Raw genomic sequence first — 17,355 nt, 5'->3', positions numbered from 1 at the left:
GGCCGCGCGCAACCGATCGCGCACTCGCGCGGCGCCGTCGGCCCCGGCGAGGGCGGTCTCGGCCGCGGCGGCCGGGTCCCGTTCCTGCCCGTCGTGGTCGAAGACGGTGATTCCACCGTCCCAGGCCGCGTGCAGGCGGCCGTGTCCGGAGTCGGCCCACGCGCAGCCCAGGAGGGCGGTGAGGCCGATCCCGGTGTCCGGCCCGTGCTCGGCGACCAGGGCGTCGCCGCGTCCCTCGGCCAACAGCGCGAGCACGCCGCCGAGGGTGACCGGATACTCCACGCCGACGCGCCGCGCGGAAATCGCCAGCGCCGCCGCGTGGCGGGCCTGCGCGAAGGCCACGACGTGCCCCAGGAACAATTCGTCGGTGAGCGTGACCAGGCCGTCCAAAGGTGCGAACCCGTGCGGCCCGACGTGCCCTTCGTCGTCGGTGACCAGCAGGTACGGGCGCACGTGGGTGAGCAGTCCGACCGGATCGCGCAGCGGTGTTCCCAGGTCGGCGTCCGCGCCACCCGCGATTTCGCGTCCTTCCAGCGGACGCTCCCGCAGTCGCTCGATCCGCTCGGTGAGCCCTCCCGTGTCGGACGCGTCCGGGTCGGCGTCGACGCGGGCCGCGTGGAAGGCGCGGAATCCGACGATCGGATCGGCGGGCACGCAGCCGGCGACGATCCCCGGATCCAGGCGCTCACGGCGAAACAGCGCCCAGTCACGCCGCACGACGGCGAGCTCGGTCAACCCGTCGATCAGCGCCTCGGTGCCGTAGGCACGCGCCGCCGCCCGGTCCGCGGCCCGTTCCTCGAAGCGCACGACGGGAGCGCACACGCGCTCGTAGAACCGCGCGAAGCGCGCGGTGACGGTGCCCGCCGAGCCGCGTCCCGCGCACATCTCGGCGAAGCCCGCGACCGCGTCCACGCCGTGGCACGCGATCCGGTCCGCGAGCGGCGGCCGCCGCCGACGCGAGTGGCCGAGTGCGTGCGCGATCACCACCCGCAGGCGCCGCCCGGTCAGGGTGTGCGGCAGCACCGTCCCGAGCACGAGGTGTCGGCGCAGCCAGGTACCCGGCCGGCGCACCACCCGCAACTCGCACACGGGACCGCCGGTGAGCACGATGCCGTCCGGGACGGGCACGCGCAGGTCGTCCGCGACGTCGCGGACCAGTTCCCACAGCACCGGCTGTTCCCGCTCGTCCACCGCGAGTCCGGCCGGCAGTCTGCGCGGCCCGGCGAGTTCGACGAGCAGCGCGACCAGCGAGACCACACCCAGCGACCACAGCGCCACGTCGCCGGACGTGAAGAAGCGCGTACCGTCCACGACCGCGCCGACCACGAACTCCACCAGGAGCAGGGGCAGCGCGACCACGACGTACAGGACGCTCAGCAGCGTCACCCCGGCAAGAGCGCGAAGCCCCGTTCGTGCGCCCATCGGACTCCCTCGAAGAATTCACCCGTTCGGATCAAGACCCTAGGGCAGCGGGCGCGTGACCGAGGCGCATCTTCGCCGGACCGGTGTGGTGGGCGGGAGCGGCGCTACGGCAACAGCGGTTCGAGCAGCCGGTGGGGGGTGCGCATCGCGCGGGTCACCGCGTCGTCGCGCAGCAGCAGGTTGGCACCGGGGCCCGGTGCGACGACGGTGTCGCGCGGTCCCACGAGGGCCGCGCACACCGCGCAGCTGCCGCTCGGGTCGACCGTGCCGCCGCAGTCCACGTGCCGGTAGAGCCGGCACGGCACGCCGTTTTGGACGTGCGTCTCCCCCCAGGTGGCCATGCTGCGGATGATCGGCCACAGGTCCGCCCCGCGCTCGGTGAGCACGTACTCCGCACGCGGCGGGGACTGCCGGTAGCGGTGCTTGACGAAGACGCCGGCGTCCACGAGCGCTTGCAGGCGCGCGGACAGCACGGCGCGCGGTACGTCGAGGTGGGCGAGGAAGTCGCTGTAGCGGCGAACCCCGTAGAAGGCGTCCCGCACGATCAGCAGCGTCCAGCGTTCGCCGACGAGTTCGAGTGTTCGCGCGAGTGCGCAGTCCTGCAGCCCGTAGTCCTTGCCCAATGCCATACCCGCACTTTATCCCCGGGTTGGTTCGTTCATCGAACCTCCGATACCAGGTGTTCCCGAGCGAGCTTGATTCAGTCATGAACCGACTCGGCGGGGCTCCTCGCCGGCGCGGGCTCGCCCCCGGCGACGCGGCGCTCGTCGGCGCGATCGCCGCCCCGGATGTTCACCAAAACGAATAAACATACCAAAACCCACAAAAAGGAACACCCGCCGGCGACGCGGCGGCCCGCGTCTGGAAAACTCGGGTCATGTGACGAGCGATGTGCAATCCCCAGCGACGAATCGACCCGCAGCACCGGCGGGTCGCCGTCGTTTTCGAGCACTCGCGAACGCGATAGTCGACAGGCCGTACCTGCTCACCGTCGGGCTCATCGGCCTGATCATCGTCACCGGGGTCAACGGCCCCGACTGGCCCGCGCAGTACTTCCGCACGTGGCTGGTCCGCGACCACGGCACCGTGGTCTGGAACAACCAGTGGTACGGCGGGCATCTGCTCCCCGGCTACAGCATCCTGTCCCCGCTGATCGCGTCCAAGATCGGTACCGCCACGCTCACCGCGCTCTCGTGCGTGACGTCCGCGTGGGCGTGGGACAAGCTCCGGGTCGGCGGGACCGAACTCGCCCGCAAGGTCGGCGGTTGTTGGTTCGCGGTGATGTGCAGCGTCGACTACCTGATCGGCCGGACCCCGTTCGCGCTCGGCGTCGCGGCGGGCATGCTGGCGATACTGGCCGCCCGCCGCAGGCACCCGATCTGGGCCGGCGTCGCCGCCTTCGTGTGCGGCCTCTCCAGCCCGCTGTCCGGGGCGTTCCTGATGCTCGTCGCGCTCGCGTGGGTGCCTCGGGAGCGGGTGTGGCCGACCCGACTGGTCTTCACCCCGGCCGCGATCGGGCTCGTCGCCGCGCTCGCGTTCCCCAACGAGGGCATGTTCCCGTTCCCGTGGTGGCGCTTCCTGCCGATCCTGGCCTTCGCCGCGGTGGGGCTGTGGATAGTGCCCAAGGAACAGCAGAGCGCCCGGCGGTTCCTGTGGCTGTACGCCGGCACCGCGGTCGTCTTCTTCTTCGTGCCGACCTCCCTGGGCGGCAACCTCGCGCGCTTGGGCGAGCTGACCGCGGGGCCGCTGATGGCGGTCGTGCTGCTGTCCGCCGGCCGCCGCCGACTCGCGGCGATCCTGGCCGTGCCGCTTTTGGTGTGGCAGTTCCAGTCCGCCGCGATCGCCATCACCCACGACATCAAGGACTCGCCCGGCGAGAAGGCCCAGTACTACTCCGGCATGCTCGACTTCCTCCAGAAGAACAACCACCCGCTGGGTCGCGTGGAGATCCCGTTCACGCGCGGCCACTGGGAGTCGGTCTTCGTGGCGGAGCACATGCCGCTCGCGCGCGGCTGGGAGCGCCAGCTCGACCGCAAGTACAACGCGGTGCTCTACCAAAAGGGCCTGACCGAGGCCGAGTACCGCGCGTGGATCATGGAGACCGGGGTGCGCTTCGTCGCCCTGCCCGACATCCCGATCGATCCGTCCGCGATCCCCGAGGCCGAACTGATCCGCAAGGGCGTCCCGTGGCTCAAGCCGGTCTACCGGGAGAAGGACGACCGCTGGCAGATCTGGGAGGTCGAGAACCCGACCCCACTGCTGTCGGGCCCCGGTGAACTGGTCGAGATCACCCCGAGCGCGTTCACCTTCGTCGCGCACAGCCCCGGCACGTTCATAGCGCGCGTCCACCCGACCTTCTGGGTGACCGCCGACCGTCCGGGGGTGGTGATCAAACCCACTGCCGACGAGTGGAGCGAGATCACCGTCGAAAGCCCCGGTCCGGTCACCCTGTCCGCCTTGGACTCCAAGCTCCTCAAACCCAAGAAGTAACCGCCGAGAAGCGCCCGGAAGCAACCGCCGAGAAGCCGGGAAGCACCGCCGAGCCGAGCGCGTCCTCGCCGGTCAGGGCCGCACCACCGGGTCCAGGCCGCCTTCCCACTTGGGCGCCGGGGGCTGCCAGGCGGCGGTCTCGGCGAGCAGGCTCGCGCTGTCGTGGGCGACCAGCAGGGTCGAGCGCAGCACGGGCTTGAGGAACCCGTGGGCCGTCATCGTGTCCAGCGCGTCCAGGAGCGGGCGCCAGAAGCCGTCCACCTCCAGGACCGCGACCGGCTTGGTGTGGATGGCCAGGTGCTGCCACGTCCACACCTCGAACAACTCCTCCAGCGTGCCCGCGCCGCCCGGAAGCGCCACGAAGGCGTCCGCCTGGGCCGCCATGGCGGCCTTGCGCTCGTGCATGGTCTCGGTGACCTGGAGGTCGGTCAGGCCACGGTGGGCGATCTCACGCTCCACGAGCGAGCGCGGCATCACGCCGATCACCTCGCCGCCCGCCGCCAGGCACGCGTCGGCGACCGCGCCCATCAGGCCCACGTGGCCACCGCCGTAGACGATCCCCACACCGGCCCGCGCCAGGCCCCGCCCCAACTCGCCGGCGACCTCCCGGAACCGGGGAGACGCGCCTGACGCCGAACCCGCGAACACCGCTACCCGCATGACAGCCTCCTGTGTTTCCCGCCGAGCCCGCCCCGACGAGGTCGTCCCGCGCGAGATCTTTCCGGTCTCTCCGACCCACCGCTCGCCCGACCCACGGCTCGCCCGACTCACCGTTCGCCCGGCCCGCCGTCGCCGACCCGCCGCGGCCCGCGGTGCGCCGCGGCCGTGGCATCGGCGGCCCGAAGCACGCCCCCGCAACCGGGCCGCCAAAGCATCGGGTCCGGTAAAACGCATGCCGAAGCGCGTCGATCGACCGGCCCCGAACGATACGTACGGGATTCTGCCAAGTCACCGCACCACGTCGGCGGTCGGCCGGCCCGGCGCTCGAAATCGGTTCCGAACCGGTGCCGAAACGAAGTCGATGAATCGCTTCCGGCGCGATATACCGACGGCATAGTCGCGACATAAAAGGGCAAATTCGGCCACGTCCCCCCGCCGTCACGCAACCCGACGTTGACGGGAAGACCCCTCGCCACGGCAGAATGCCCGCGTGCCCGCCACCGAGCGCCCTGCCTCGGACATCCCGTTCGAGCGGCTGTTTCCCGATCTCGACGACCACGGCCGTGAACGCCTGGTCGCCGCTGCTCAAGCGCTCGATCTGCGCCGCTCGCTCGACGACCCCGCGCGATGGTTCTGGAACGAGCCCGACCCGTTGAGTCCCGAACCCGAGCCCGAACCCTCGCCGCACATTTTGGGCACCGCTCTGCTGCTGTACGAAGCCGACGGCGACTGGCTGGAACTGGGCCTGGACGTGTGGCAACTCGACGGCCCGTTCGTCAGCGTCACCGCGACCGTCGAGGTCGCCTGCTGGTGCGACACCGACCACAACATGCACGCCGTCCAGCGTGCGGAGTGGCCGGCGTCGACCGCCCAGGCGTTCCTGGAGGCGTTCCACACCGCCGCTCTGTCGGTGATCCGGCGGATCGAGGGCCCGCGCGACCCGCGCGACCTGCGGGCCCGTGCCGGCCTGCCCAATCCGCCGGAGCCGCCCCCCGAGGACGACCTGCCGGTGCCGGCCCCGGGATCGGCCGTCTGAGCGGTCGGGACGCCGACACGCCGCGTGACGAGTCATCCGAACGAAGGATATTTTTTCGATCCTTCGCTGTTTCGGTGGTGGACATTGCGCCATCCGACGCCACAGACCGGACAATCCGCAGCCCAACCCCACCGCCCTCGTCCATCCCATCGGCCTCGATCTGAAAAACTAGGCCGTCATGACACATGCTCTGGACGGACGCATACCCTTCGGGGAGCCCCAGTCGAGCGCCGACGGCTCCGCCCGGCGCGCCTGGCGGCGACACCTGCGCGGGATCCTCGTCCTCGTCGCGGAGCATCCCTACGTCATCACGCTGATGCTCGTCGGCCTGTTGAGCGTGATGGACATCAACGGCGCCGACTGGCCGGCGCAGATCTTCCGCGCGTGGCTCGTGCGCGATCACGGCGCGGTGCTGTGGAACAACCAGTGGTATGGCGGGCACCTGTTGCCCGGCTACAGCGTGATCACTCCGGTGCTGGCCGGCGGGATCGGCGCCCGGACCCTGACCGCGATCTCGTGCGTGGCCGCCGCGTGGGCGTTCGCCCGGCTGCGGCTGGGTCGCGGCGACCTGGCCCGCCGGGTCGGCAGCTGCTGGTTCGCGGTGATCGTCAGCATCGAATACCTGATCGGTCGCACCCCGTTCGTGCTGGGCGTCGCGGCGGGCCTGTTCGCCATCCTCGCGGCCCGTTCCGGGCATCGCGCGTGGGCTGCGGTCGCGGCCGGTTTCTGTGGCCTGGCGAGCCCGCTCGCCGCCGCGTTCCTGCTGATGATCGCGCTCGCGTGGGTGCCCGCCGAGCGGGTCTGGGCGACTCGCTTCAGCCTCGCCCCGGCCGTGATCGGCCTGCTGATGTCGCTGATCTTCCCCGGCGGCGGCGACTTCTCGTTCCCGTTCTGGCGGCTCGCCGCCATTTTGGGGTTCGCCGCCGTGGGCCTGGCCCTGGTGCCGCGCACCGAGGCCAGCGCCCGGCGCTTCCTGTGGCTGTACGCGCTGTCGGCGACCGTGCTGTTCCTGATCCCCAGCGCGGTCGGCGGCAACGTCGCGCGGCTGGGCGAGCTGTCCGCCGGACCGCTGATGGCCGTCGTACTGCTCTCGCTCGGCCGCCGCCGCCTGGTCGTGCTGCTCGCGATCCCGCTGCTCGCGTGGCAGTTCTCGTCGGCCGGCAAGGCCGTCGCGTTCAACAACCAGGACAGCACGGCGAAGGACTCCGGCTACTACACGGGCATGCTCGACTACCTGGAGCGCGCCAATCTGCCGGTCGGGCGAATCGAGATCCCGTTCACGCGCGGCCACTGGGAAACGGTGTACGTCGCCGAGCACATGCCGCTCGCTCGCGGCTGGGAACGCCAGCTCGACCGCGCGCACAACCAGACGCTCTACGGCCCCGACCTGAACGAGGCCGAATATCACGGGTGGGTGCGTGAGACCGGGGTGCGCTTCATCGCGCTGCCCGACGTACCGCTCGATCCGTCGGCCAAGCGCGAGGCGGAGATCCTGCGCACGGGCGCCGACTGGCTCGTGCCGGTGTGGTCCGACCCGCACTGGGTGATCTGGGAGGTGGCCGACCCGGCCCCGCTCCTGGAGGGCCCCGGCCAGCTCGTGGACATCACGCCCAGCGGGTTCACCCTGTCGGCGCAGCAGGCGGGCACGTTCGTCGTCCGCATCCACCGCACGAGCTGGTTCGTCGCGGACCGACCCAATACGAGCATCGGCGAGACCGAGGACGGCTGGACCGAGGTGACCGTCACCGAACCCGGCGAGGTGACCATCACGGCCAAGGCTTCCGCCGTACTGCCCTGACCCGGGCAGGTAGGCTGATTCGGGTTAATGCCCAGGTGGAAAGGTAAGCAAACCGATGGCCGAGCACCACGACCACTCCAGCCACGATCACCACGATCACGAAGAAGGCCGGATCTTTGTGATGGGCCTGCCGGTGGATTCCTTCCCCGTCATGGCGCCCGAGGCCGCCCGCGGCAAGGTCCGGCGCGTCACCGTGGTCGGCGAAGAGGTCCTGCACCGCCCGTGCGCGGAGATCACCGAGTTCGGCACCGACGAGTTGAACACGCTGATCGACGACATGTTCCTGACCATGTACGTCGCGGACGGCGTGGGTCTGGCCGCCAACCAGGTCGACGTCGGCGTCCGCCTGTTCGTGTACGACTGCGTGGACGAGGACGGCAACCGCCACGTCGGACACCTGATCAACCCCGTCGTGGACGAACTCCCGGCTGCCGAGCGGCACTTGGAGGAGGCGGGCGAGGGCTGTCTGTCCGTCCCCGGCCCGCACGAGGACCTGGCCCGGCCCGACCACGCGATCGCCCGCGGCGTCGACCGGGACGGCAACCCGGTCGTGGTCGAGGGCGAGGGCTACTTCGCCCGTTGCCTCCAGCACGAGACGGACCACCTCAACGGCTACCTGTACATCGACCGCCTCTCCAAGCGCGAGCGCAAGAACGTGCTCAAGGAGATGGAGGCGATGCGCGAGGAGGTCTTCGCCAAGCGCGACGCGAAGGCCAGGCAACTCGCGGGCTGAGCGATCGGCGGCGCCCGGGCCGATCGCCCGGGCACGCGAAGGGGGCGGGGAGGCCGGTGTCACCGGTCTCCCCGCCCCCTGGCGGATCGGCTCATCCGCTCAAGGCGCCTGCGCCTCGGGTCAGCTGCAACCGCTGGTCGAGCCGCAGCCCTCGCAGACGTAGCAGCTGCCGGCGGGGCGCATCTTGATGCCGCACGAGAAGCACAGCGGGGCGTCCGCGCTGCGGCCCTGACGGGCCTCCAGGAGCTCCGTGGACGAGTGCACCGCGGCCGGGACCGGCTTGAGGTCGGCCGACTTGTGCGTCGCCTCCGCCGGCGCGGACTGCGCGAGGGTGCGCATGTCCTCTTCCTCGGTGCCGGTCTCCTCCGACTCGTAGGAGCCGGTCTCCAGGTGGCGGGTGCGCTCCGCCGCGGAGTGGATGCCCAGCGCCGAGCGGGTCTCGAAGGGCAGGTGGTCCAGCGCCAGGCGGCGGAAGATGTAGTCGACGATCGACTGCGCCATCCGCACGTCCGGGTCGTCGGTGAGGCCGGCCGGCTCGAAGCGCATGTTGGTGAACTTCGAGACGTAGGTCTCCAACGGCACGCCGTACTGGAGGCCGACCGAGACCGCGATCGAGAACGCGTCCATCATGCCCGCGAGGGTCGAGCCCTGCTTGGACATCTTCAGGAAGACCTCGCCCAGACCGTCGTCCGGGTAGGAGTTGGCCGTCATGTAGCCCTCGGCGCCGCCGACTGAGAAGGACGTCGTGATGCCGGGACGACCCTTGGGCAGGCGCTTGCGGACCGGACGGTACTCGACGATCTTCTCGACGACCGCGGGGGCGGAGGCGACCGACGCGCCACCCTTGTTCTCGCCCTTGCCGGCCGAGAGCGGCTGGCCGACCTTGCAGTTGTCGCGGTAGATCGCGAGCGCCTTGATGCCCAGCTTCCACCCCTGGAAGTAGATCTCCTCGATCTCTTCGACGGTGGCGTCCTCGGACATGTTGACGGTCTTGGAGATCGCGCCGGAGATCCACGGCTGGATCGCCGCCATCATCCGCACGTGGCCCATCGGCGAGATGGTGCGCTCGCCCATCGCGCAGTCGAACACCTCGTAGTGCTCGGTCTTGAGACCGGGCGCGTCCACGACGTGACCGTGCTCGGCGATGTGCTCGACGATCGCCTCGACCTGCTCGGGCTGGTAGCCGAGCCGGCCCAGGGCACGCGCGACCGTGCCGTTGACGATCTGCATCGAGCCGCCGCCGACGAGCTTCTTGAACTTCACCAGTGCCAGGTCGGGCTCGACACCGGTGGTGTCGCAGTCCATCATCAGGCCGATCGTGCCGGTCGGGGCGAGCACCGAGGCCTGGGCGTTGCGGAAGCCGTGCTTGTCGCCGAGCCGGGCGACGTCCTTCCACGCCTTGGTCGCCATCTCCCACACGGGAGCGTCCAGGTCGTCCATCCGCAGGCCGCTCGCGTTGGCGTCGGCGTGCTGCTTCATGACCCGCTTGTGCGGCTCCGCGTTGCGGGCGTAGCCGTCGTAGGGGCCGACGATGCCGGCCAGCTCGGCGGAGCGCCGGTACGCGGTGCCGGTCATCAGCGACGAGATCGCGCCGGCGAGCGCGCGCCCGCCGTCGCTGTCGTACGCGTGGCCGGTCGCCATCAGCAGCGCGCCGAGGTTGGCGTAGCCGATGCCCAGCTGGCGAAACGCCCGCGTGGTCTCACCGATCTTCTCGGTGGGGAAGTCGGCGAAGCAGATCGAGATGTCCATCGCGGTGATGACCAGCTCGACGACCTTGGCGAAGTTGACCGCGTCGAACGAATCGTCGTCGCGCAGGAACTTCATCAGGTTCAGCGACGCGAGGTTGCACGACGAGTTGTCCAGGTGCATGTATTCCGAGCACGGGTTGGACGCGGTGATCCGGCCCGACTCGGGGCACGTGTGCCACTTGTTGATCTCGTCGTCGTACTGGATGCCCGGGTCGGCACACGCCCACGCGGCCTCGGCCATCTTGCGGAAGAGCTGCTTGGCGTCGACCTTCTCCAGCACGTCGCCGGTCAGGCGGGCGCGCAGGCCGAACTCCTCGCCGCGCTCGACCGCGTTCATGAACTCGTCCGAGACGCGGACCGAGTTGTTCGCGTTCTGGTACTGCACGGACGCGATGTCCGCGCCGCCGAGGTCCATGTCGAAGCCCGCGTCGCGCAGCGCGCGGATCTTCTCCTCTTCCTTGACCTTGGTCTCGATGAAGTCCTCGATGTCGGGGTGGTCGACGTCGAGCACGACCATCTTGGCGGCGCGGCGCGTGGCGCCGCCCGACTTGATGGTCCCGGCGGAGGCGTCCGCGCCGCGCATGAAGGACACCGGGCCCGAGGCGTTGCCGCCGGAGGTGAGGAGTTCCTTGCTGGAGCGGATCCGGGAGAGGTTCAGGCCGGCGCCCGAGCCACCCTTGAAGATCAGTCCCTCTTCCTTGTACCAGTCCAGGATCGAGTCCATCGAGTCGTCGACCGACAGGATGAAGCAGGCGCTGACCTGCTGCTTCTGCGCGGTGCCGACGTTGAACCAGACCGGCGAGTTGAAGCTGAAGATCTGGTGCATGAGCGCGTACGCCAGCTCGTGCTCGAAGATCTCGGCGTCGGCGGGCGAGCCGAAGTAGCCGTTTTCCTCACCGGACTTGCGGTAGGTCTTGACGACCCGGTTGATCAGCTGCTTCAGGCTCCACTCGCGCTGCGGCGAGCCCGCCGCACCGCGGAAGTACTTGCTCGTGACGATGTTGACCGCGTTCACCGACCAGGAGTCGGGGAACTCGACGCCGCGCTGCTCGAAGTTGATCGAGCCGTCGCGCCAGTTGGTCATGACGACGTCACGACGCGCCCAGGTCACCTCGTCGAACGGGTGGCTGCCGGGGGTCGTGTACACGCGCTCGATCCGCAGGCCCTTACCGGGTCGTGACCGACCTGAACCTCGTGCTGAGCCGCTCGCCGTCTCTGTCATACCGTCTCCTCTTTGAACAACGCCGCGGGCAGGCCGAAGCATCCCGGATGCCCGTCGGGTGGTCCGTCGTTCGTTTGCTACCGAATTGATATGTCTTGTGGTCGCGGTCAGTCCGCCGCGGGACCGTCCGCCGCGCTCACGGGCTCCTCCGACTCCGCACGACCGGCGCGCAGCAGCGCGACCTCGGCCTCGAAGTCCTCCAGGGATTCGAAGGCCCGGTAGACGGAGGCGAAACGCAGATAGGCGACCTCGTCCAGATCACGAAGGGGGCCCAATATCGTCAGGCCCACATCGTGCGTGGTCAGCTCGGCGCATCCGGTCGCCCGGACCGCCTCCTCGACCCGCTGGCCGAGCAGGGCCAGCGCGTCACCGGTGACCGGGCGGCCCTGGCACGCCTTGCGGACACCGGCGATGACCTTGTCCCGACTGAACGGCTCGGTGACGCCGCTGCGCTTGATCACCGTGAGCGACGCGGTCTCGATCGTGGTGAAACGCCGTCCACAGTCGGGGCACGAACGACGGCGCCTGATCGCGGCTCCGTCGTCGGTGGTCCGGCTGTCCACGACGCGGCTGTCCGCTCGTCGACAGAAGGGGCAGTGCATGCGTTCCCTCTCCCCCTCGTTGAGACGACTGCTGTGCGGCCCGTGCCGCCACCCATGCCATCCATGGGCGACGTCGCGTGTCGGTCGTGCGCGCCGCTCGGCGCGCGGTCAAGCATGTCCAGCGGGTTGCCGCCCTCGCCCCGGGGCCGCCACGAGGGGGCCCGACCGGTGCGCTCCGGGAATATGGTATATACGGCAACCACAACTTGTGGGCTACTTCGACACCCTCGACCACAAGATGTAGTGGCTACGGTAGACCGCAGCCCCGACTGCTGCAAGCCGACTCGCGGACCGTCGGAGAGCCCGCGGTGACCTCTTGTCATCCCCGCAGGTCACCGCGCGTGGGTCCGGCGAAAATTGACCCGCCCGGCCGCGCGTCGCGGCGCACGGCCGGCAAGGGCGACATTTGGGGCAGACTTCGGGCACGGCGTCGACGCGGAAAGCGGTCCCATTTCCCGGGTCGAATTCGAATGTATGTACGATTACTACAGCGGGCGCCGATTGATCGCCACCGGATTGGCCTAAATTCACTCGAACGTGTGTTTGGCGCAACCTTTCGAACCCGACTACCGTTCTCCACGTGCGAGCAATCCGTCGAAAGGGCCAGCCGTGACCGGAGAAGCCACCGGGGCCATCCACCCCGGAATCCGCACCGAAACACCGTCTGCGAAACACACACAGAACGGAACCGTGCCATCCCCGGCAACCGCGCCGGGCAGCGAGAACGGGCAGGTCCAGGGCGGTCTGCCGCGGCGTCCGGCGGGGGGGCTGACGCCGCGCCAGACGCGAGTTCTCGAAGTGATCCGCAACTCCGTGGAGACCCGCGGATATCCGCCGAGCATGCGGGAGATCGGCGAAGCCGTCGGCCTCTCCAGCACTTCTTCCGTGGCGCACCAGTTGATGGCCCTCGAACGCAAGGGCTATTTGCGCCGTGATCCGCACCGACCGCGCGCCTACGAGGTGCGTTCCCCCGACGGCGGCCGCCCGCTCGCGCCCGCCGGTCCGCACGCCGAACGCGGCTCGCAGGCCGCGTCCTACGTGCCCGTGATCGGCCGCATCGCGGCCGGCGGTCCGATACTGGCCGAGCAGTCCGTCGAGGACGTGTTCCCGTTGCCCCGCCAGCTCGTCGGCGACGGCGACGTGTTCCTGCTCAAGGTCAGCGGCGACTCGATGATCGAGGCCGCGATCATGGACGGCGACTACGTCGCGGTCCGCCGCCAGCCGGTCGCCGAGAACGGCGACATCGTTGCGGCCATGCTCGACGGCGAGGCCACCGTCAAGCGTCTGCGCCACCGTGACGGGCACCGCTGGCTGATGCCGCACAACCCCGCCTACGAGCCCATCCCGGGAGACGAGGCAACCATCCTGGGCCGAGTCGTGGCCGTCATGCGACGGGTCTGAGATGGACGGAGACACCGGCATACCGTTCACGGGCGGTCGTACGGCGAGCCCTCGCCGAACGGCCGCCCGTGGTTCGTCGGGGGCCGATCCCGTCGGACGCGGACTCAGCCGACGCCGCTCGGGTCGACGTCGGACGCCGGGTCCACCTCGGACACCGAGTCGGCCGGCTTGTCGATCGCGGCCAGTGAACGGCGAACCTGATTGCGGTCCTCCGTGTACCACAGCGCCGGCATCGACGCCTTGAAAAACCCGCCGTAGCGAGCCGTCGCCAGCCGCGGGTCCAGCACCGCGACCACTCCCCGGTCGTCCGTCGCCCGGATCAACCGACCCGCGCCCTGCGCCATCAGCAGCGCCGCGTGCGTGGCCGCCACCGCCATGAAACCGTTGCCGCCGTTGTCCTGCACGGCCTGCGAACGCGCGCTCATCAGCGGGTCGTCGGGCCGCGGAAACGGAATGCGGTCCATGACCACCAACTGACACGACGGGCCGGGCACGTCAACGCCCTGCCACAGCGACAGCGTGCCGAACAGGCACGTCCGCGGATCCGCCGCGAACCGCCGCAGCAACTCCGCGAGCGAGTCCTCCCCCTGGCACAGGATCGGCACGTCCAACCGCTCCCGCAGCGCCTCGGTGGCCGCCTCCGCCGCCCGCCGCGACGAGAACAACCCGAGCGTGCGACCGCCGGCGGCCTCCACCAACTCCGCCAGTTCCTCCAGCGTGTCGGCGCTCATCCCCTCCCGACCGGGCGGGGGCAGATGTCGGGCGACGTAGAGAATGCCCTGCCTGCGGTAGTCGAAGGGCGAGCCGACGTCCAGGCCCCGCCACATCGCGAGTTCGGCCTCGGCGTCGGCGTCGCCCTCGTCCGAGTCGGCACGCTCGTCCTCGTCCGCCGGGCCGGACACGATCACCGCGGCGGGCTCGGGCTCGTCGGTCAGCAGCCCCTCCTGGGTGAGCCCCAGACTGCTCGCGACGCCGCGAAAATCACCGCCGAGCTTGAGCGTGGCCGACGTCAGCACGACCGTGCGCTCGCCGAACAGCGCCTCGCGCAGGAGACCGGCCACCGCGATCGGGGCGACCCGCAGCGACGCGCCGATCCGGTCGTTGCGCTCGATCCAGATCACGTCGTGCGGCGACCCGCGCAACACCCGCTCGCACGTGTCGTGGATGTGCTCGACCGAGGCCAAAGCCTGCCGCCGGGCCGCGTCCTCGTTGCTCAGCGACTTGTCGCGGACCTCGCCGAGCGAGGTGATCACGCCCCGGCACGCGTCGCGCAGCGCGGCCACCGTCCAGCCCAGGTCCGGGTCGACCTCCAGGAGCCGGCCCGAGGACCGCTCCTCCATCGTCTTCTTCAGCGCCTCCGACGCGGCGTCGAGGTTGTCCACCGCGCCCTCGTTGGCAAGCTTGCCCGCGCGACGCGCGGCCCGGTCCACCGAAGCCAGGGTCAGCTCGTCGGTGGCCACCCCGGTGGCCCGGCTCGCGAACTCGTGCGCCTCGTCGACGACGAGCAACTCGTGCTCGGGCAGGATCTGGGCCTCCTCCAAGGCGTCGATCGCCAGCAGCGCGTGGTTGGTGATCACCAGGTCGGCCTGCTTGGCCTTCTCCCGCGCGGCCTCGGCGAAGCACTCGTCGCCGTACGCGCAGCGCGACGCGCCCAGACACTCGCGCGAGGAAACCGAGACCTGCGCCCACGCCTTGTCGTTGACGCCCGGGCTGAGGTCGTCGCGGTCGCCCGTCTCGGTGTCGTCGGCCCAGTCGCGAAGGCGCACCACGTCCTGGCCGAGCTTGCTGCTCGGCGCCGGGTCGAACAGCACCTCGCCCTCGTCGGGCGGCCCGTCGTTGAGGCGATGCAGGCACAGGTAGTTGCTGCGGCCCTTGAGCGTCGCGAACGTGGGCGTGCGGCGCAGCAGCGGGCGCAGCGCCTCCACCGTGCGCGGCAGGTCGCGCTCCACGAGTTGGCGCTGCAACGCGAGCGTCGCGGTCGCGACCACGACGTGGCGGCGCGCGGCGAGCGCGGGCACGAGGTAGGCCAGGGACTTGCCGGTGCCGGTGCCGGCCTGGACCAGGAGGTGTTCCGCGCGGGCGACCGCGCCGGTGACGGCCTCGGCCATCAGGACCTGTCCGGGTCGCTCGGCGCCGCCGACGGCGGTCACGGCGGCGTGCAGCAGTTCGGTCAGCGCGGGGTGGTCGGAGTCGCTCATCGGTCGTCAAGCCTAGATGGTCCCACCGACACCTCTTACCAGCCGGGCGGCTGGTCCCGCCCCGTCGAGGCGGGCCCGGGCCGGTGTCCCGGCGCTCAGCCCAGCTTCGCCAACACCGCCTTGGACATGGCCTCCTGGCCCAGTGCGTTGGGGTGCACGGGAGCCCCGGGCGATTCCGGCTTGATGCCCTCGATGTACTTGGTGCCGACCGGTTGGCACACGTCGTGGCCGAGCGTGGGCGTGTAGGTGTCGACGAACTCGGCGCCCTGCTCGGCCGCCTCCTTCGCGAGCATGCCGTTGAGGGCGGGCACGATCTTGCGCAGATACGGCAGGTCGCCCTCGGCGATGGGCACCTGCGCGGGGCACGAGCCGCTGTCCGGCAGGATCGAGGGGTAACCGACGACCAGGATTCGCGCCTTGGGCGAGTGCTGCTTGACTCCGGCGATGTTCGCGGCGACCTTGGGCCCGGTGTCGGCTATCCGCTGCGCGAGTTGGTCCGCGCCGCCCGCCGTGTACTTGTCGGTGCACGGCTGCGCCGACGCCTTGTTGCCACTGGAGAGCACGCACGTGGTGACGATCTCGCCGAAGCCGATGTCGTTGCCGCCGACGCCCAGTGTCACCAGCGTGGTGTCCGGGCGCAGCGCGTCGAACTGCGGCGGCGGCGCGCCCTCGGTCTGCTGACCCACCGTCATGTCCGGGGTCCTGGCCCCGCCACAGGTCGCGTCGACCAGGTCGGTGATCTGCTTTTGCCTGGCGACCAGGTGCGCGTAGTTGCTCTCCGAGCGGCTGCACCCCTTGGGCGCGGTGGGCACGATCGCGGGGATCTTCACGCCCGCCGCGTACGAGTCGCCGAGCGCCACGTACTTCGTGCCACTGCCCCCCGGGGCCGCGGCGGCCGGCTTCGGCGCGCCGTCGACGCCGGCCTTGGTGTCCTTGTCCTTGCCCCCGGAGTCGTCGGAGCACGCGGACAGCGCGACCAGTGCCGTCAACGCGGCGAGCGCCGCCGTCACCCTGCGAGTTGTACGCACGTGTGCCGTCCTCCCGGTCGAACCACACCGTTACCCGTCGGTAGGAACGGTGGTCTGGTGAGAGTAGGCGGTCGGGCCCCTCGTTTCCAGACTCGGGTCCCGCGAAGCCGCCGAAGACCGTCCGACCGCGAACGGTCGGTCCGCGCCGGTACCGGTCAGTCGAGCTTGATGTTCTCGCGCCGCTCGCCCGCCGTCGAACGCCGTGACCTGGGCAGGTCCTCGAGCATGGTCAGGCATTCGCGGGCGGCATCGATCTCGATGTCCTGGAAGGTGGCCGTCACCACGTCCACGCGCTCCCCGTCGGACTCGATCACCACCCGCCCGTCGGGTCCGTACACCCCGCTGCGCCCGCACGCGGGGCCGAGCGCGGTGTCGCCGATGTGGTTGGCCACCACCGTGTAGCACGTGTTCTCCAGGGCGCGGGCGGCGAAGTACAGATCGCGTCGGTGTTCGCTGTCGCCGCGGGTGAAAACTCCCGGGCACAGGTACGCGTCGCATCCGTCGTGCACCGCCGCGCGTACGTGTTCGGGAAAGCTGACGTCGTACGCGCTGCCCAGTCCCAGCCGCCAGCCGGCGATCTCGATGGTGGCGCCGCGGTCGCCGGGGCGAAAGAGCCCGCGCTCCTCGCGCCACAGGTGTTGGCGGTCGTAGGCGATGTGCGCGTCGCCGTCGCGGCCGACCACCACGAGCGAGATGGTGCGCCCGCCGGCGCGGCGCACCGCGGCGCCGACCACGGCGACGGTGCGGGTGGAGTAGCACGCGGCCTGGAGTTCGCCCAGCCGGATGTCGCCGGGCACGATGTCGCAGGTCTTCACGTCGGGGCGGAACAGGTCGAGGTCGTAGCCGGAGAGGAACAACTCGGGGAGCACCACGACATCGGCCCCGGCGGAGGCTGCGAAGCGCACGAGTTGCGCGGCCGTGGCGACATTCGCGGGGATGTCGCCGGGCCGCGTCCGGGCCTGGGCGGCGGCAACCTTCAGCGGTTGCCTCGCGGTTTCGGCGACGTCGGTCACCGCC

The 17,355-nt window shown here is 70.5% G+C and carries 12 protein-coding genes and 1 pseudogene; 5 read left to right on the top strand and 8 right to left on the bottom strand.

Annotation, left to right across the window (positions count from 1 at the left end):
• Positions 1-1,422 (bottom strand): annotated as a pseudogene (locus GT354_RS47860) (hypothetical protein); the annotation flags it as partial.
• A 104-nt stretch (positions 1,423-1,526) separates the two neighbouring features.
• Positions 1,527-2,051, bottom strand: coding sequence for a helix-turn-helix domain-containing protein (locus tag GT354_RS47855; protein ID WP_161364134.1), 525 nt, complete (start codon positions 2,049-2,051; stop codon positions 1,527-1,529).
• Positions 2,052-2,313: 262 nt separating this feature from the next.
• Between GT354_RS47855 and GT354_RS47850 the strand changes: the two genes are divergently transcribed.
• A complete protein-coding gene (locus GT354_RS47850) occupies positions 2,314-3,912 on the top strand; it encodes a hypothetical protein (RefSeq protein WP_161364132.1) in 1,599 nt (532 codons plus the stop codon).
• Between the two features lie 72 nt (positions 3,913-3,984).
• Here GT354_RS47850 and GT354_RS47845 read toward each other — a convergent pair whose 3' ends face one another.
• On the bottom strand, positions 3,985-4,572 hold the full coding sequence (locus GT354_RS47845) for a TIGR00730 family Rossman fold protein (RefSeq protein ID WP_161364130.1): 588 nt from the start codon (positions 4,570-4,572) through the stop codon (positions 3,985-3,987).
• 490 nt (positions 4,573-5,062) lie between these two features.
• On the opposite strand from GT354_RS47845, the gene GT354_RS47840 reads away from it, so the two are divergent.
• From GT354_RS47840 to def, 3 genes are all read left to right on the top strand, one after another.
• On the top strand, positions 5,063-5,608 hold the full coding sequence (locus GT354_RS47840) for a hypothetical protein (protein WP_161364128.1): 546 nt from the start codon (positions 5,063-5,065) through the stop codon (positions 5,606-5,608).
• Positions 5,609-5,786: 178 nt separating this feature from the next.
• Complete coding sequence (locus GT354_RS47835; RefSeq protein WP_161364126.1) at positions 5,787-7,406, top strand: hypothetical protein; 1,620 nt, start codon at positions 5,787-5,789, stop codon at positions 7,404-7,406.
• Positions 7,407-7,461: 55 nt separating this feature from the next.
• On the top strand, positions 7,462-8,139 hold the full coding sequence (gene def, locus GT354_RS47830) for a peptide deformylase (protein WP_161364124.1): 678 nt from the start codon (positions 7,462-7,464) through the stop codon (positions 8,137-8,139).
• Between the two features lie 120 nt (positions 8,140-8,259).
• On the opposite strand, the gene GT354_RS47825 is transcribed toward def, so the two are convergent.
• Both GT354_RS47825 and nrdR read right to left on the bottom strand, forming a co-directional pair.
• Positions 8,260-11,109, bottom strand: a complete 2,850-nt coding sequence (locus GT354_RS47825) for a vitamin B12-dependent ribonucleotide reductase (protein WP_161364121.1) — start codon at positions 11,107-11,109, stop codon at positions 8,260-8,262.
• 107 nt (positions 11,110-11,216) lie between these two features.
• A complete protein-coding gene (nrdR, locus tag GT354_RS47820; protein WP_161364118.1) occupies positions 11,217-11,711 on the bottom strand; it encodes a transcriptional regulator NrdR in 495 nt (164 codons plus the stop codon).
• 744 nt (positions 11,712-12,455) lie between these two features.
• Between nrdR and lexA the strand changes: the two genes are divergently transcribed.
• The gene (lexA, locus tag GT354_RS47815) at positions 12,456-13,112 is read left to right on the top strand and encodes a transcriptional repressor LexA (protein WP_237536179.1); all 657 of its coding nucleotides are present in this window, start codon (positions 12,456-12,458) and stop codon (positions 13,110-13,112) included.
• Positions 13,113-13,216: 104 nt separating this feature from the next.
• On the opposite strand, the gene GT354_RS47810 is transcribed toward lexA, so the two are convergent.
• The 3 genes from GT354_RS47810 to GT354_RS47800 all read right to left on the bottom strand — a co-directional run bounded on the left by GT354_RS47810 (position 13,217) and on the right by GT354_RS47800 (position 17,351).
• Entirely contained in the window at positions 13,217-15,310 is a 2,094-nt protein-coding gene (locus GT354_RS47810; RefSeq protein ID WP_161364116.1) for an ATP-dependent DNA helicase, read from the bottom strand.
• Between the two features lie 95 nt (positions 15,311-15,405).
• Positions 15,406-16,338, bottom strand: a complete 933-nt coding sequence (locus GT354_RS47805) for an SGNH/GDSL hydrolase family protein (RefSeq protein ID WP_161364114.1) — start codon at positions 16,336-16,338, stop codon at positions 15,406-15,408.
• Between the two features lie 155 nt (positions 16,339-16,493).
• The gene (locus GT354_RS47800) at positions 16,494-17,351 is read right to left on the bottom strand and encodes a carbon-nitrogen hydrolase family protein (protein ID WP_161364111.1); all 858 of its coding nucleotides are present in this window, start codon (positions 17,349-17,351) and stop codon (positions 16,494-16,496) included.
• Positions 17,352-17,355 lie beyond the last annotated feature (4 nt).

The sequence above is a fragment of the Streptomyces sp. SID3343 genome, assembly GCF_009865215.1.
Taxonomy (GTDB): Bacteria; Actinomycetota; Actinomycetes; order Streptomycetales; family Streptomycetaceae; genus Embleya.
Note: the sequence above shows the minus strand (reverse complement) of the source record. Positions and strands in the feature narration are given on the sequence as shown.

Bases quoted from the DNA above. Each gene is read 5' to 3' on its own strand.
- GT354_RS47835 (WP_161364126.1), top strand. From the start codon at position 5,787: ATGACACATGCTCTGGACGGACGCATACCCTTCGGGGAGCCCCAGTCG.
- GT354_RS47855 (WP_161364134.1), bottom strand. From the start codon at position 2,051: ATGGCATTGGGCAAGGACTACGGGCTGCAGGACTGCGCACTCGCGCGA.
- def (WP_161364124.1), top strand. From the start codon at position 7,462: ATGGCCGAGCACCACGACCACTCCAGCCACGATCACCACGATCACGAA.
- GT354_RS47825 (WP_161364121.1), bottom strand. From the start codon at position 11,109: ATGACAGAGACGGCGAGCGGCTCAGCACGAGGTTCAGGTCGGTCACGA.
- GT354_RS47845 (WP_161364130.1), bottom strand. From the start codon at position 4,572: ATGCGGGTAGCGGTGTTCGCGGGTTCGGCGTCAGGCGCGTCTCCCCGG.
- nrdR (WP_161364118.1), bottom strand. From the start codon at position 11,711: ATGCACTGCCCCTTCTGTCGACGAGCGGACAGCCGCGTCGTGGACAGC.
- GT354_RS47810 (WP_161364116.1), bottom strand. From the start codon at position 15,310: ATGAGCGACTCCGACCACCCCGCGCTGACCGAACTGCTGCACGCCGCC.